13 protein-coding genes are annotated in these 15,192 nt (G+C 70.5%); 8 read left to right on the top strand and 5 right to left on the bottom strand.

Going from position 1 to position 15,192, the window contains the following annotated elements; all coding sequences use genetic code 11:
* Positions 1–39 precede the first annotated feature (39 nt).
* The gene (gene disA, locus ACZ6KY_RS33715) at positions 40–1,164 is read left to right on the top strand and encodes a DNA integrity scanning diadenylate cyclase DisA (RefSeq protein ID WP_389083478.1); all 1,125 of its coding nucleotides are present in this window, start codon (positions 40–42) and stop codon (positions 1,162–1,164) included.
* A gap of 82 nt (positions 1,165–1,246) precedes the next feature.
* On the opposite strand, the gene ACZ6KY_RS33720 is transcribed toward disA, so the two are convergent.
* Entirely contained in the window at positions 1,247–2,089 is an 843-nt protein-coding gene (locus tag ACZ6KY_RS33720; protein ID WP_469314048.1) for a hypothetical protein, read from the bottom strand.
* A 191-nt stretch (positions 2,090–2,280) separates the two neighbouring features.
* On the opposite strand from ACZ6KY_RS33720, the gene ACZ6KY_RS33725 reads away from it, so the two are divergent.
* From ACZ6KY_RS33725 to cseC, 5 genes are all read left to right on the top strand, one after another.
* On the top strand, positions 2,281–3,198 hold the full coding sequence (locus tag ACZ6KY_RS33725; RefSeq protein WP_469314049.1) for an HhH-GPD family protein: 918 nt from the start codon (positions 2,281–2,283) through the stop codon (positions 3,196–3,198).
* 263 nt (positions 3,199–3,461) lie between these two features.
* Positions 3,462–4,001 carry a SigE family RNA polymerase sigma factor gene (locus ACZ6KY_RS33730; RefSeq protein ID WP_328554197.1) on the top strand — a complete coding sequence of 180 codons (540 nt, stop codon included), beginning with the start codon at positions 3,462–3,464 and terminating at the stop codon, positions 3,999–4,001.
* Positions 3,989–4,639, top strand: a complete 651-nt coding sequence (locus tag ACZ6KY_RS33735) for a hypothetical protein (RefSeq protein ID WP_469314050.1) — start codon at positions 3,989–3,991, stop codon at positions 4,637–4,639. The genes ACZ6KY_RS33730 and ACZ6KY_RS33735 overlap by 13 nt, the downstream gene beginning before the upstream one ends.
* Positions 4,640–4,658: 19 nt before the next feature.
* A complete protein-coding gene (cseB, locus tag ACZ6KY_RS33740) occupies positions 4,659–5,366 on the top strand; it encodes a two-component system response regulator CseB (protein WP_401328237.1) in 708 nt (235 codons plus the stop codon).
* 8 nt (positions 5,367–5,374) lie between these two features.
* The gene (gene cseC, locus ACZ6KY_RS33745) at positions 5,375–6,913 is read left to right on the top strand and encodes a two-component system sensor histidine kinase CseC (RefSeq protein ID WP_469314051.1); all 1,539 of its coding nucleotides are present in this window, start codon (positions 5,375–5,377) and stop codon (positions 6,911–6,913) included.
* 148 nt (positions 6,914–7,061) lie between these two features.
* On the opposite strand, the gene ACZ6KY_RS33750 is transcribed toward cseC, so the two are convergent.
* From ACZ6KY_RS33750 to ACZ6KY_RS33760, 3 genes are all read right to left on the bottom strand, one after another.
* The gene (locus ACZ6KY_RS33750; RefSeq protein WP_469314052.1) at positions 7,062–7,508 is read right to left on the bottom strand and encodes a VOC family protein; all 447 of its coding nucleotides are present in this window, start codon (positions 7,506–7,508) and stop codon (positions 7,062–7,064) included.
* A 94-nt stretch (positions 7,509–7,602) separates the two neighbouring features.
* Positions 7,603–8,115: a helix-turn-helix transcriptional regulator gene (locus tag ACZ6KY_RS33755; protein WP_469314091.1), complete on the bottom strand. Its 513-nt coding sequence runs from the start codon at positions 8,113–8,115 to the stop codon at positions 7,603–7,605.
* Positions 8,116–8,252: 137 nt separating this feature from the next.
* Positions 8,253–9,884, bottom strand: a complete 1,632-nt coding sequence (locus tag ACZ6KY_RS33760) for an MDR family MFS transporter (protein ID WP_469314053.1) — start codon at positions 9,882–9,884, stop codon at positions 8,253–8,255.
* 171 nt (positions 9,885–10,055) lie between these two features.
* Here ACZ6KY_RS33760 and ACZ6KY_RS33765 point away from each other — a divergent pair, with 171 nt between their 5' ends.
* On the top strand, positions 10,056–10,667 hold the full coding sequence (locus tag ACZ6KY_RS33765; protein ID WP_469314054.1) for a TetR/AcrR family transcriptional regulator: 612 nt from the start codon (positions 10,056–10,058) through the stop codon (positions 10,665–10,667).
* Positions 10,668–10,756: 89 nt separating this feature from the next.
* On the opposite strand, the gene ACZ6KY_RS33770 is transcribed toward ACZ6KY_RS33765, so the two are convergent.
* Positions 10,757–11,443 (bottom strand): M23 family metallopeptidase, encoded by a 687-nt coding sequence (locus ACZ6KY_RS33770; RefSeq protein ID WP_469314055.1) that lies wholly within the window; start codon positions 11,441–11,443, stop codon positions 10,757–10,759.
* Between the two features lie 550 nt (positions 11,444–11,993).
* Between ACZ6KY_RS33770 and ACZ6KY_RS33775 the strand changes: the two genes are divergently transcribed.
* Positions 11,994–15,125, top strand: coding sequence for an NACHT domain-containing protein (locus ACZ6KY_RS33775; protein WP_469314056.1), 3,132 nt, complete (start codon positions 11,994–11,996; stop codon positions 15,123–15,125).
* Positions 15,126–15,192 lie beyond the last annotated feature (67 nt).

The following is a 15,192-nucleotide window of genomic DNA, read 5'->3' on the forward strand; positions in this document are numbered from 1 at the left end:
AACCGAGGGCGGCCGGAAACCTTCGACCGGAGGAGTGCAGTGGCAGCCAACGACCGGGCAGCAGCTCCCGGAAAGTCCGGTGGGAGCTCCGGTGCCGATGGCCTGATGCGCGCCGCACTGAGCGCCGTGGCACCCGGCACGGCGCTGCGCGACGGGCTTGAACGGATCCTCCGCGGCAACACGGGCGGACTCATCGTGCTCGGCTCCGACAAGACCGTCGAAGCGATGTGTACGGGTGGATTCGTCCTGGATGTGGAGTTCACCGCGACCCGTCTGCGTGAACTGTGCAAGCTCGACGGCGGCATCGTGCTCGACAAGGACATCACCAAGATCCTCCGGGCGGGCGTGCAGCTGGTGCCCGACCCGACGATCCCGACGGAGGAGACGGGCACCCGGCACCGCACCGCGGACCGGGTGAGCAAACAGGTCGGCTACCCCATCGTCTCGGTCTCCCAGTCGATGCGTCTGATCGCCTTGTACGTCGGCGGTCAGCGCCGCGTCCTGGAGGACTCCGCCGCGATCCTCTCCCGCGCCAACCAGGCCCTCGCCACGCTGGAGCGGTACAAGCTCCGCCTGGACGAGGTCGCGGGAACGCTGTCGGCGCTGGAGATCGAGGACCTCGTCACCGTCCGGGACGTCTCCGCGGTCGCCCAGCGTCTGGAGATGGTGCGCCGCATCGCCACCGAGATCGCCGAGTACGTCGTCGAACTGGGCACGGACGGACGGCTGCTGACCCTTCAGCTCGACGAGCTGATCGCCGGCGTCGAGCCCGACCGCGAGCTGGTCGTACGGGACTACGTGCCCGAGCCGACCGCCAAGCGGTCCCGCACGGTCGACGAGGCGCTGTCCGAGCTGGACGCGCTCGCCCACGCCGAGCTGCTCGAACTCTCCACGGTGGCAAAGGCGTTGGGCTACACCGGCTCCCCCGAGGCGCTCGACTCCGCGGTCTCCCCGCGCGGCTTCCGTCTCCTGGCCAAGGTGCCGCGCCTGCCCGGCGCGATCATCGACCGGCTCGTGGAGCACTTCGGCGGGCTCCAGAAGCTGCTCGCCGCGAGCGTGGACGACCTCCAGACGGTCGACGGCGTGGGCGAGGCACGGGCCCGCAGCGTCCGCGAGGGGCTGTCCCGGCTCGCCGAGTCGTCGATCCTGGAGCGCTACGTCTAAGGGTTCCTCGTCGGCCGAGGCCCCCCGGTTCACGCCTTACGCGGCGCGGCCCCTCGGATCGGGGCCGGCCGGCCGAGGGCCCTCAGTCCTTGGACAGGACGAACGACGTCTGCGCCTTCGTCAGGCCCGGCGCCTTCGCCTCGACCAGGTAGGTGCCCGCGGGGGCCGAACCCGAGGGGGGCGTCGCGCACGCGGGGGCGCCGGGCCTGCGGTCCCACTTCACCGTGTAGACGACCTGGCTGCCGGCCGGTACGCGGTAGAGGACGCCCGCGGCGTTCTTCGGGCAGTCGTCCGAGGCCCAGATGTCCTTGTCGCCGCCCGCCTGAGTGATCGTCAGAACCGTGCTCTTCGGGCCGAGATCGACCTTGCAGTCGCTGCCCGAGGTGTTCTTGGCGATGAGCTGGATCTCGGGCCGGTCACCGGGCGCGTACGTGTTGTGCACGCTCTTGAGCGTCAACTTCACGTTGTCCGGAGTGCAGTTGGGGAGAGTGGAACCGGCCGGAAGCTGATCGGCCGATCCGCCGCCGCCGTTCTTCGCCCCGTCGTCGGAGCTGCCGCCGGAGCTTGCGCCGGAGTCCGTGGAGCCGTCGCCGGAACCGTCACCGGAGCCGCCGCCGGAGCCCCCGCCGCTGTCGCTCCCGCTCCCGCCGGTACCGCCGCCGCTGTCACCCCCGCCGCTCGACTCGTCGCGGCCGCCCGGGTGTTGGCTGATCGCGGGACCCGAACCGGACGGGCCCGGTGTGATCGAGGTCGCGGGGTTCTTGCCGTTCGACCCGCCCGCGGCGTTGTTGCCGCCCCCGCCGCCGGTGCCGACCACCCAGACGGTGAACAGCGCCAACAGCCCTACTACGGACAGCAGAACGGCCCTCCGACGCCAGTAGATGGTGGAGGGGAGCGGCCCAACCGGATTGCGCAGAGATCCCACGGCGCAAACTGTACGAGAGATCGGCCGCGCCGCTCGCCCCACCCGCCGCCCCGGTACCAACTTTTCCGGATCATCATCCCGGCGGCCACCCTCCCCGGCGCCGCGACGGCCGTCGGATGCGGTCTTTCACCACCGCCCGCCCCGGCGTCGTCCCCCCATCCTCACCGCCGCATGGCAGGATCGACATCGCCATGACTGCACCCACCAAGCCCACCGAGCCCACCCGGAACGCTCCCGGCGAGAACCTCCACACCCCCGTCATCGCCTGGTTCGACGAGCACGCCCGCGATCTGCCCTGGCGGCATCCCGATGCCGGCCCCTGGGCCGTGATGGTCAGCGAGTTCATGCTCCAGCAGACCCCGGTCAACCGCGTCCTGCCCGTGTACGAGCAGTGGCTGGCCCGCTGGCCGCGCCCCGCCGATCTGGCGAAGGACGCGCCAGGGGAGGCCGTCCGGGCCTGGGGGCGGCTCGGCTACCCGCGCCGCGCCCTGCGACTGCACGGCGCCGCGGTGGCCATAACGGAGCGGCACGGCGGCGACGTACCGACGGAGCACGCGCAGCTTCTCGCGCTGCCCGGCATCGGGGAGTACACGGCGGCGGCGGTCGCGTCGTTCGCGTACGGCCAGCGGTATCCCGTACTGGACACGAACGTCCGCAGGGTCTTCGCCCGCGCCGTCACCGGCGTGCGGTACCCGCCGAACGCCACCACCGCCGCCGAACGCAGGCTCGCCCGCGCCCTGCTGCCCGAGAGCGAGAGCACGGCGGCGCGCTGGGCCGCCGCGTCCATGGAGCTCGGCGCGCTGGTCTGCACGGCGAGGAACGAGACGTGTCACCGCTGCCCGATCGCCGCGCAGTGCGCGTGGCGGCTGGCCGGCAAGCCGGAGCACGAAGGACCGCCGCGCAAGGGACAGACGTACGCGGGCACGGACCGCCAGGTGCGCGGCAAGCTGCTGGCCGTCCTGCGGGAGGCGCATGTGCCGGTTCCGCAGACCGCGCTGGACCGGGTGTGGGACGAACCGGTCCAGCGGGGCCGGGCGCTCGACGGACTCGTCGCCGACGGACTGGTGGAGCCGCTCCCCGGCGGTCTGTATCGGCTGCCCCTGACATAGCGGCTGACGCAGCGACGACACCAGAACCGGATCAACCGGGACGTACGACCCCCTCCCTTTACCCCGCACCTACGACCGTTACACAACCGACGGACAGCCGAGTGCTGGCCGCAGGCTGTCTCGGACAACCCCGTGACAACCCCTCCGTAGCTTCAGTGCCGTACCGCAGGAAAGGCCGCAACAAGCGGCGGATGAGCGGCGGTTCGCAGGAAACGGACAACCGGCAGCAGGCAGGTCGGAAACGGGGATGGAGGCGGTTGATCATGGCGCACGGCGAGGTGCTCGAATTCGAGGAGTACGTCCGCACTCGGCAGGACGCGCTGCTGCGCAGTGCCCGCCGCCTGGTCCCCGACCCGGTCGACGCCCAGGACCTGCTCCAGACGGCGCTCGTGCGGACGTACGGCCGCTGGGAGGGCATCGCGGACAAGCGCCTCGCCGACGCCTACCTGCGCCGCGTGATGATCAATACGCGCACCGAGTGGTGGCGGGCCCGCAAGCTCGAGGAGGTGCCCACCGAGCAGCTTCCGGACGCGTGCGTGGAGGACGCCACCGAGCAGCACGCGGACCGCGCGCTGCTGATGGACATCATGAAGGTGCTGGCACCCAAGCAGCGCAGTGTCGTGGTGCTGCGACACTGGGAGCAGATGTCCACGGAGGAGACGGCCGCCGCACTCGGTATGTCGGCCGGAACGGTCAAGAGCACGCTGCACCGGGCGCTGGCCCGGCTCCGCGAGGAGCTGGAGAACCGCGACCTGGACGCCCGCGCGCTCGAACGTGAGGAGCGGGAGCGTTGCGCGGCCTAGGAGTTCGGGCCAGAGCGGCCCTGAAGGCGGGGAGTTCGGCGGCGGCCGGGCTCACCGCCCTCGGCCTTTTCGTGACCGCGTGCGCCACCGGCGGCACCGGTGCCCGCGACGAGGGCCCGGCGGGCAGTGACGCGGTCGCCAAGGGCAGCATCGCGCCGGTCGTCTCCGGCTCGCCCTCCAAGGCGCCCAAGCGCGTGGACGCGGTCAAGATCGTCGAAGACGACCCGGCGGTCAGCGCGGCGGTCAAGCGCGACCTGAAGCCGTGCGTCGCCGACGAGTACCCGGTCGACGTGTCGTACGGGAACCTGACCGGCGGGTCCTCGAACGACGTCGTGATCAACGTGATGACCTGTGCCGATGCCGTCGGCGTCGGCTCGTACGTCTATCGCGAGGCGAACGGCAGGTACCAGAATGTCTTCAAGGCCGAGGAGCCGCCGGTCTACGCCGAGATCGACCGGGGCGACCTGGTGGTCACCCAGCAGCTGTACGAGAAGGGCGACCCGGTGTCGTACCCCTCCAGCGAGGAAGTGATCACCTACAACTGGTCCGCGACGCGCTTCGTCGAGCAGTCCCGGATCCACAACGACTACAGCAACGCGGTGGGCGGTGGCAGTTCGGCCGCCCCCGACGGGAACTGAGAGCGGGCGGAGCAGCCGGATGGCAGAGCAGACCCACGTCCTGTTCGTCGAGGACGACGACGTCATCCGCGAGGCCACGCAACTCGCCCTGGAGCGCGACGGCTTCGCGGTCACGGCCATGCCCGACGGGCTCTCGGGCCTGGAGGCGTTCCGTGCCGACCGTCCCGACATCGCCCTGCTGGACGTGATGGTCCCCGGACTCGACGGTGTCTCGCTGTGCCGCCGTATCCGCGACGAGTCGACCGTGCCGGTCATCATGCTGTCCGCGCGCGCCGACTCGATCGACGTGGTGCTCGGCCTGGAGGCCGGCGCCGACGACTATGTGACCAAGCCGTTCGACGGAGCCGTGCTCGTCGCCCGTATCCGCGCGGTGCTGCGCCGCTTCGGGCACGCGAGCGGCGGTGTGGGCGCGCCGGGCGAGGGGGCCGTGCCGGTGGACGGCGGGGTGCTCGCCTTCGGTGACCTGGAGATCGACACCGAGGGCATGGAGGTGCTCAGGAGCGGTACGCCGGTGGCGCTGACACCCACCGAGATGCGGCTGCTCCTGGAGTTCTCGTCCGCGCCCGGTACGGTGCTGAGCCGCGACAAGCTGCTCGAGCGGGTGTGGGACTACGGCTGGGGCGGGGACACCCGGGTGGTCGACGTCCATGTGCAGCGGCTGCGTACGAAGATCGGCCAGGACCGTATCGAGACGGTCCGCGGTTTCGGCTACAAGTTGAAGGCCTGAGCAGGGGTATGCGGGGGATATTTCAGCGCTCGGCTCCGGGGAAGCCCTCGGTTCCGGGGCAGGGACCGGTTCCGGGCGGACGCGCGGACGCGGGCGGCGGCGTGCACGCGGGTTCGCGCGACGGCGTGGGCGTCGGCCTCGGCCTCGGCAGAGACACGGGCAGGGGCGATGTCCTCGGCACGGACACCGGCAGGGGCCGGAGCATCGGCATCGGGATAGACCGGGGCGATGCGTCGGGTACCAGCATTCGTACGGGCATCCGCTGGAAGCTCAGCACGGCGATCGCCCTGGTCGGCGCGCTGGTCGCCATCGCGCTGAGCCTGGTCGTGCACAACGCGGCCCGCGTCTCGATGCTGGACAACTCGCGCGACCTGGCCGACGAGCGCATCCAGCTCGCCGAGCGCATGTACGGGCCGGGCCGGCCGCCGCCGTTCGGGGCCAAGATCGACGACCCCTCCATTCCGGCGGACCTGATGACCAAGGTCTCGGAGGGGCGGCGGGCGACCTACGTCTCCGACAGTCCGAACGGCGTGCCGGACATCTGGGCCGCCGTACCGCTCAGGAACGGCCAGGTGCTGTCCTGGCACGAGCGGTTCACGGACCGCAACGCGGACGTGATGAAGGACCTCGACCAGGCGCTGATCATCGGCTCCATCGCGGTCGTCTTCGGCGGCAGCGCACTCGGTGTGCTCATCGGCGGCCAGTTGTCGCGCCGGCTGCGCAAGGCGGCGGCCGCCGCGAACCGGGTCGCCAAGGGCGAGCGGGACGTGCGGGTGCGGGACGCGATCGGCGGAGTCGTGCTCGACGAGACCGATGACCTCGCGCGCGCCGTGGACGCCATGGCCGACGCGCTCCAGCAGCGCATCGAGGCCGAGCGCCGGGTGACCGCCGACATCGCCCACGAACTGCGCACCCCGGTGACGGGGCTGCTCACGGCGGCCGAGCTCCTGCCGCCCGGCCGACCCACCGAGCTCGTACGGGACCGGGCGCAGGCCATGCGCACCCTCGTCGAGGACGTCCTGGAGGTCGCCCGGCTGGACGGCGCCTCCGAGCGGGCCGAGCTGCAGGACATCATGCTCGGTGAGTTCGTGACCCGGCGGGTGGCCGCGAAGGGCGCGGACGTCGAGGTGCGGGTGGTGCACGAGTCGGAGGTCACGACGGACCCGCGCCGCCTGGAGCGCGTCCTGCTCAACCTCCTCGCGAACGCCGCCCGACACGGCAGGCCGCCGATCGAGGTCACCGTCGAGGGCCGCGTCATCCGCGTCCGCGACCACGGCCCCGGCTTCCCCGAGAAGCTCCTCGCCGAGGGGCCGAGCCGCTTCCGCACCGGGAGCGCCGACCGCGCGGGCGACGGCCACGGACTCGGCCTCACCATCGCCGCGGGCCAGGCCCGGGTGCTCGGCGCACGGCTGACCTTCCGCAACGTACGGCCCGCCGGGACCCCGGAAGACGTACCCGCAGAGGGCGCGGTCGCCGTGCTGTGGCTGCCGGAGCACGCGCCGACGAGCACCGGCAGCTACCCGATGCTGCCGGCGTCCGGGAAGTAGCCGCGGGGTCGGGAGCCTGTCAGAAGCTCCGGCCCCAGCGGCTCCGAACCCTTCCGGACCCAGCGGTTCCGGACCCAGTGGTTCCGGATCAAGCGGCTCGGACCAAGCGGCTCCAGTCCCGGCCGCTTGAGTCCTGGCCGCTCCAGCCCTAGTGGCTCCAGTCCTTGTCCAGGTCGAGCCCGCCCGCGCGGTGCTGGGTGAAGGAGAACCAGTTCCCCGAGTCGTCGCGGAACAGCGCCTCCGTGCCGTACGGGCGCTCCTGCGGTTCCTGGAGGAACTCCACCCCGCGGTCCTTGAGCTTCTTGTAGTCGCCGTGGATGTCGTCGGTCCGCAGCACGCCCGCGCCGAGCACGCCCTTGGCGATCAGCTTCTTCAGCATCTCCGCGGACTCGGGGTCCATGGCGGGCGGTCCGGGCACCATGAGGGTCAGCTCGACCCCGGGCTGATCCGGGGCGCCGACGGTGAGCCAGCGCATGCCGCCCTCGCCCATCGTCATGTCCGTACGGAGTTGGAGCCCGAGCTTCTCGGTGTAGAACTCCCTGGCCCGGTCCTGGTCGAGGACCCAGACGGTCGAGATGGCGAGTCCTTTGATCATGGTGTGCTCCAGGTGTCCGGGATCGCGCGGTGACCGCGGTCGGGCCGGGTCGTCGTCCGCTGGGCCTGCCCTGCCACCGTAGGCGGCCTCCGCGTCACGGCGCTTCTCCGGAATTGCGCTCTCCTCCACTGGTGCCGGTACGGGATCCCGTGCCCGACGCACCCGTGCCGGTACGGGATCCGGCACCCGACGCACCCCTGCCGGTACGGGATCCCCCGCCCGGCCCGGTCCGGAAGCCGCCGGCCCAGAGCATCGCGTAGCAGCCCGGTATCAGCGCGGCGCCCCGCCCGACGTGTTCCGCCCGGTAGTCGCTCGGGGTCAGCCCGGTCCAGGCCTTGAAGCGCGCCGAGAAGGTGCCGAGGCTGCTGAAGCCGACCAGATGGCAGATCTCGGTCACCGAGAGGTTCGCGGTGCGCAGCAGGTCCTCCGCCCGGTCGATGCGCCGGTGCGTCAGATACCGGCCCGGGGTCTCGCCGTACGCCGCCTTGAAGGCCCGTATGAAGTGATAGCGCGAATATCCGGCGCGCGCGGCCAGCGCGTCGAGATCGGTGCCGGGCTCGGCCCAGTCCCGATCGATGGCGTCCTTGGCGAGCCGCAGCTGCCGCATTCGGTCCACGTTCCCGATGGTGGCACGCGGCACTGACAGTGACCGGGCACAGGAGAAGGCCCCCGGGGCGGACAACGCCGGGGGCCTTCGTTTCGAGGAGTTCAGGGGCCGTCGGAAGGACCGGCCCCGCGATCAGGTCAGACCGGCTCGGCGATGTGGATCTGGGGTGCCTCGTCCGGGGCGCCGTCCGCGCCGGGCTTGGGCGCGCCGGCTCCCTTGAGGGCGACCTCCTTGACGAACACCGACGAGATCATCACGACCACGGCCACCGACGCGCCCAGCAGGAAGGCCGTGTGCGTACCGGCCGACACCGCGTGCTGGTAGGCCTCGCGCGCCACCGCCGGCAGCTTCGCCAGGCTCGCCGCGTCCAGCTGCGGGGACTGCTCGGTGATCTTCGAACCCAGCGCGCCGGCCTTCTCGGCCATGACGTCCTTGACGCGGCTGTTGAACAGCGCGCCCATGACGGCGACACCGAACGACGAGCCGAGCGTACGGAACAGGGTGGTGGAGGAGGACGCGACGCCCATGTCCTTCATCTCCACGCTGTTCTGCGCCACCAGCATGGTGACCTGCATCAGGCAGCCCATGCCCAGGCCGAGGACGGCCATGTAGACGCCGGACATGAAACGGGTGGTGTCCGTGTCCATCGTCGACAGCAGGTAGAGGCCGATCACCATCAGCACACCGCCGATGACGGGGAAGATCTTGTAGCGGCCGGTGGCGGTGGTGACCCGCCCGGCGACCATCGACGTCACGAGCATCGCGCCCAGCATGGGCAGCAGCAGCAGACCGGAGTTGGTCGCGGACGCGCCCTGCACCGCCTGCTGGTACAGCGGCAGGAACAGCGTGGCTCCGAACATGGCGAAGCCGGTGACGAAGCCGATGATCGACATCAGGGTGAAGTTGCGGCTGCGGAAGATGTGCAGCGGCACGATCGGCTCGGCGGCCTTGGTCTGCCAGAAGACGAACCCGACCAGCGCGGCGACGCCGAGGCCGATGAGCTCCATGATCCGCGCGGACGACCAGGCGTACTCCGTGCCACCCCAGGTGGTGACGAGGACGATGGAGGTGATGCCGACGGTCAGCAGAGCGGCACCGAGGTAGTCGATGCGCGTCTCGGACCGCTTCTTCGGCAGGTGCAGGACGATGCTGATCGCGGCGAGCGCGACCGCGCCGAGCGGCAGGTTGATGTAGAAGGACCAGCGCCAGCCCCAGTTGTCGGTGATGGTGCCGCCGATCAGCGGACCGCCGATCATCGCGAGCGCCATGATGCCGGCCATCATGCCCTGGTACTTGCCGCGCTCACGGGGCGGGATCAGGTCACCGATGATCGCCATGACGCCGACCATGAGACCGCCTGCGCCGAGACCCTGAATGGCCCGGAATCCGATCAGCTCACCCATGTTCTGGGCCATGCCGCTCAGCGCGGAGCCGATCAGGAAGATCACGATCGACGTCATGAAGGCGCCCTTGCGCCCGTACATGTCGCCGAGCTTGCCCCAGATCGGGGTGGAGGCCGCGGTGGCGAGGGTGTACGCCGTCACGACCCAGGAAAGGTGCTCGAGTCCGCCGAGGTCACCCACGATGGTCGGCATGGCCGTGCCGACGATCATGTTGTCGAGCATCGCCAGCATCATCGTGAGCATCAGCGCGAGCAGGACCACGCGCACGCTGCGCTGTCGCTTCCCGCCCTCGACCGCCGGCTGGCCGTCGGCCCCTGGCCCCGTCTGCCCGGCGGCCGGTTCGGCCTCTTTCGTCTTGTCCGCCATCGTTCCCACTCCCCTAGTTACCTCTGCCGCCGTCCGGCTACTTACTTGCCGACCGGCAAGCTGACTACACTCAGGGAAAATAGCCCCGCAACTAGCCGGGCGTCAAGTAAGTATGACTAGTTTTACCAGCCGGGCGACAGGTAAGTTTCAGGGAGCGCGAGGAACACAAGGATGGGCGGCACGATGGACGGCACCAAGCGGCAGCGCCGGGGCGACACTCGGCAGCGCATCCAGGACGTAGCCCTCGAACTCTTCTCCGAGCAGGGCTACGAGAAGACCTCGCTGCGCGAGATAGCCGAGCACCTCGATGTCACCAAAGCGGCGCTCTACTACCACTTCAAGACCAAGGAAGAGATCCTCATCAGCCTCTTCGAGGATCTGACGAGGCCGCTCGACGAACTGATCGAGTGGGGCAGACAGCAGCCGCACACCCTGGAGACCAAGCAGGAGGTGCTGCGCCGCTACAGCGAGGCCCTCGGTGGCGCGTCCCCGCTCTTCCGCTTCATGCAGGAGAACCAGGCAACCGTACGCGAGCTGAGCATCGGCGAGACCTTCAAGGACCGCATGATCAGCATGCTGGAGATCATCAAGGAGCCCGAGTCGCCGCTGACCGACCAGGTCCGCTGCATCAGCGCGCTCTTCACGATGCACGCCGGCATGTTCGTCCTCAAGGACGTCGAAGGCGACCCCGAGGACAAGCGCAAGGCTGTCCTGGAGGTCGCGATCGATCTGGTGACACAGGCCCACGGGGGCGGAGCGGCCCACGGAGGCGGAGTTTCCTAGCGCCGCTTTCCGGACGCCGGGGCTCCGCCTCGGGCTCTGCTCCGGCACTCCGCACCGGGGCTCCGCGCCGGATCACCGGCGCGGGCGGGTCAGACCGTGACGCCCATGTTGTGCAGGAACACGACGGGGTTGATGGCCGAGCCGTAGTTCGGGGTCGTACGGATCTCGAAGTGCAGGTGCGGGCCGCTGGAGTTACCGGTGTTGCCGGACAGGGCTATGTGCTGACCGGTGGCGACGACCTGGCCGACGCGCACGTCGATGCGCGACAGGTGGGCGTACTGCGAGTACGTGCCGTTGCCGTGCTTGATGACGATGGCGTTGCCGTACGCCGGACCGTCACCGGCGCCGTTGCCGCCCGCCTTGACGACGGTGCCGCCGTGCGCGGCCATGACGTTGGTGCCCTGCGGCACGGCGAAGTCCTGGCCGGAGTGCTTGTGGGCCCACATGCCGCCGGCCTGGTTGAAGGTGGCGGACAGGGTGTACTTCGCGACCGGGTCGATCCAGGAAGCGGCCTTCTTGGCGACGGCCTTCTTCGCGACGGCGGCCTTGTTGGCGGCCGCGGCCTTCTTCACCGCGGCGGCCTTGGCCTGAGCCGCCGCCTGCGTCTGAACGGCGTTGGCCGCGGTGACGGTCGCGCTGGTGCTGACGCCCGCTTCGGCGGCGGTCGCGACCCCTGCGCCCAGTACGGCCGAGGCGCCCAGACCGACGGCCAGGACGGCCGCCCGAGTGCGGACCAGGGAAGTAAGGGACTTGCGGGACGTGACGCGCTTCGACATGAATACCTCGTGGAGCCGGGGACAAGGGACCGAACAACCACTGCGGCGCGGTGCCTGCCGCCGAGTGGGCCATTCATTGGTAACCCGCACCCCCAGTCCGACTCAAACCCCCCATCTACGACGCGAACTAGTACTTCATCGCAAAACTTGATGAACCTTGACACCACGGACATCTCGGCCGGGATCTTGTCGCTTTAGCCCGGGAAACATGGTTTAACCCCACTTCGAGGGGGCGCACCCCTTGCCGGACACGCCTGCGGCCCACCCTTCCGGGCGGCGCGCCACAGGTCCTCCCCACCCCGGGCCGAAGGTCCTTTTTGTCCGTTTTCGCGTATCCACTATTCGCCCTAGTACCGGACAAAACGCCTGTGCCGCATGTCACCGGGCCCCCGGATCCGGGACCCCCTGAATGTGACGCGGGCTACGCTTCCGCCCCTGGTTTCAAGGCTCTTGGGACAGCTCGGCGGGCAATGACCGGGCTCTGCTGTGCCGATCGGCTCCCGGCCCCTACGGTGGCCTTCGGGCTCAACGTTTTCACGGGGGGATCGTCATGGACCCAGTAGCCGTCGGCGCACGCCTGGCCTCGAGTGTGGCCGGGCCTCTCATCAGGAAGCTCTTCGTGGCGGAGGGCCCGGGAGCCGGGCTCGTGGACAAGCCCGTACGCATCTCGGCGTTCGTCTCCTTCAAGGGCGAGAAACGGGTCGTGGGCGAGAAGGAGCTGGCCGGTCTCTCGGCCGCCCTGGTCAGCCGGGCGCTGCGCGGCGGAGAGCGACCGTTCCCCGCCGACGAGGAACAGGCCGTCGTCCATGCCCTCGCGGCGACCCTGCACGCCCTGGGCGACCTCACCATGACGGACGTCCAGGCGGTGGAGCTCGGCCACCGGGCGCTCGCCCTGCGGCTGCGCGAGGCCGGCGAGAACCCCGAACGGGACCTGTCCTTCGACGCGGCCCTGTTCTACGAGGGCCTGCTCGACACGGCCTGCCTCCACATCCTGCACTTCTTCACCCAGCGCTCGACGTTTGCCTCCCGCACCCTCGTGGAGCAGGTCCGCGGACAGCGCGAGCTGATCGCCAAGGTGGACGAGCTGATCGCGCGCACCCCCATGACGGGCGGCACGGACCAGGCGTTCGAACAGCGCTATCTCGCCCATCTCGCCACCAGGCACAGCCACCTCACCATCTACGGCATCGACCTCGTCAACTCCCCGGAACGCTGGCCGCTGGACGCCGCCTACCTCTCCCTCCAGGCCTTACGCCCCGTGGAGGACGAGGAGACCGCCTCGTCGGACGGTGTGCGCATCGCCGCCGCGGGCGCCTCCCTGCCCGCCGAGCAGGCCCTGTCGGAGCAGGACCTGGTTCTCCTGCGCGGTGTGGCCGGGTCCGGCAAGACCACGCTGGTGCAGTGGCTGGCGGTGACCGCGGCACGCGGCGAGCGGGGAGACCGCGTCCCCTTCGTCCTCCCGCTGCGCACCCTCGTCCGCCGCCCGGACGGCCTTCCGGCCCCGGACGCGTTCCTGTCCGCCGTCCGGATCCCCTTCCACGCGACCCAGCCGGACGGCTGGACCGACAGGGTGCTCGGCCACGGCCGCGGCCTGCTGCTCGTCGACGGCCTCGACGAAATCCCCGAACGTGACCGCGAACACACCCGCCGCTGGCTGCGCGAGCTTCTCGACGCCTACCCCGGCAACCAGTGGCTGGTCACGTCCCGCCCCTCGGCCGTACGGGAGGACTGGCTCGCCCCCGACGGATTCACCGAGCTCGTCCTCTCGCCGATGACCGGCGACGACGTGGCCGCGTTCGTCCGCCGCTGGCACGCCGCGGCTCGCCTGGACGCCTCGGACACGGACCGCCTCGACGGCTACGAGCGTTCCCTGCTCGACGCCGTCCGGACCAAGCCGGACCTCGGCCGCCTCGCCACCAACCCCCTGATGTGCGGCCTCATCTGCGCGCTGCACCGTGACCGCCGGGGATATCTGCCGCACGGCAGGCAGGAGTTGTACGACGCCGCGCTCTCCATGCTGCTGTCGCGCCGCGACGAGGAGCGCGACATGTCGGTCCCCGGAAGCGGTCACGACGGCATCCGTCTCACCGAACTCCCACAGATCCAGCTGCTCCAGCGGCTCGCCTACTGGCTCATCCGCAACAGCCGGGTGGAGATGGACCGCGACCGCGCCGAACGCATCGTCGCCGACGTGCTGCCCTCCCTCCCGGCCGCCGCCGAGCAGGGCGACGCCGCGCTGATACTGCGTCACCTCGTCGTCCGCAGCGGCCTTCTGCGTGAACCCACCCCCGGCACCGTCGAGTTCGTCCACCGCACGTTCCAGGACTACCTGGGCGCCAAGGCCGCGGTGGAGGACGGGGACTTCGGTCTGCTGGTGCGCAACGCCGGGGAGTCCCAGTGGGCGGATGTGATCCGGATGGCCGTCGCCCACGCCAGGCCCCGGGAACGGGCCGAGCTGCTGGGCGCCATGACCGGCGCGGCGGCGCGGCTCGACGGGCCGTCCGCGACCCGCGTACGGCTTCTCGCCCTCGCCTCGCTGGAACACGCCACGCAGCTCGCGCCCGAGGTGCGGGCCGCCGTGGAGGACGACGCGGCCGCGCTCATCCCGCCGAGAACATCGGAGGAGGCCCGCGCCCTGGCCGAGGCGGGCCCCCTCGTCCTGGAGCTGCTGCCCGGACCGGAGGGGCTGACCGAGGCCGAGGCCCGAGGGGTCGTGGTCACCGCCTCCCTGATCGGCACCGACGCGGCCATCCCCGTACTGGCACGCTTCCGCTCGCACCCGGCCCTGTCCGTACGGGCCCAACTCGCCTGGGGATGGCACAGGTTCGACACCGAGCGCTACGCGTCCGAGATCATCGCCCGCCTGGACCCGGCCGGCCTGTACTACACCGCGCACTCGGCCGCCCAGCTCCGCGCGCTGCGCGAACTGGGCGGCCGGCCCCGGCTTCAGATCGTCGGAGACATCGACCCGGCGGAGCTGCGCTCCTGCCTGCCGCCGGACCAGGTGACACGTCTGCTGCTGTGGAACAACAACCGGCTGCGGGACCTGGGCTTCCTGACGGCGCAGCCGCGACTGGAGCAGCTCAGCCTCGACCAGTGCACGGGGATCGGCGATCTCGCGCCCCTCGCGGAGCTGCCGCTGCGGGGGCTGTACCTGCTGTCCGCCTCGGGACGGCCCCCGGCCCCCGGCGGTCTGGCGGCGCTGACCTCGCTGCGTGAACTGAATGTCGGACACCGGCTCGTGGGCCGGTCGCTGAGCGAGACCCTCCCCTTGAACGCGCCGCTGGAAGTCGTCTGCTTCGGGCTGGACGTACTGCGGGAAACCGGCCTGCGGGGGCTGAGTCACTGGCAGTCCCTGCACACCCTGTGGCTGAGCCGGGTACCCGGCGAACTCACCCCCGACGACTGGTCCGAGGTCACCGCACTGTCTGGGCTCAGGGAACTGCGGATACACCGGGCCGCCCTGGAATCCCTCGAATCGGCGCCGCCGCTGCCGGCCGTGGAGCACCTGGAACTCAGAAAACTGACGGGGAACGAGGACCTTTCCGGACTGCGGGCCCTGCTGCCGAATCTGCGGACGGTCAATTTCGTCCTCAATTCGGACACCGGTACCGCGCCGGAACAACTCGCGAGTCAATTGCCCGGGGAACATACGACGGCCACGACCCACAACGTTCTGTGACTCCGCCCCTCCGGAAAAAGGGGCTGCCCCGGGACCGAAGTCCCGGGGCAGCCCCTCTTCAGGCGGA

The organism is Streptomyces sp. NPDC042002, assembly GCF_055588305.1.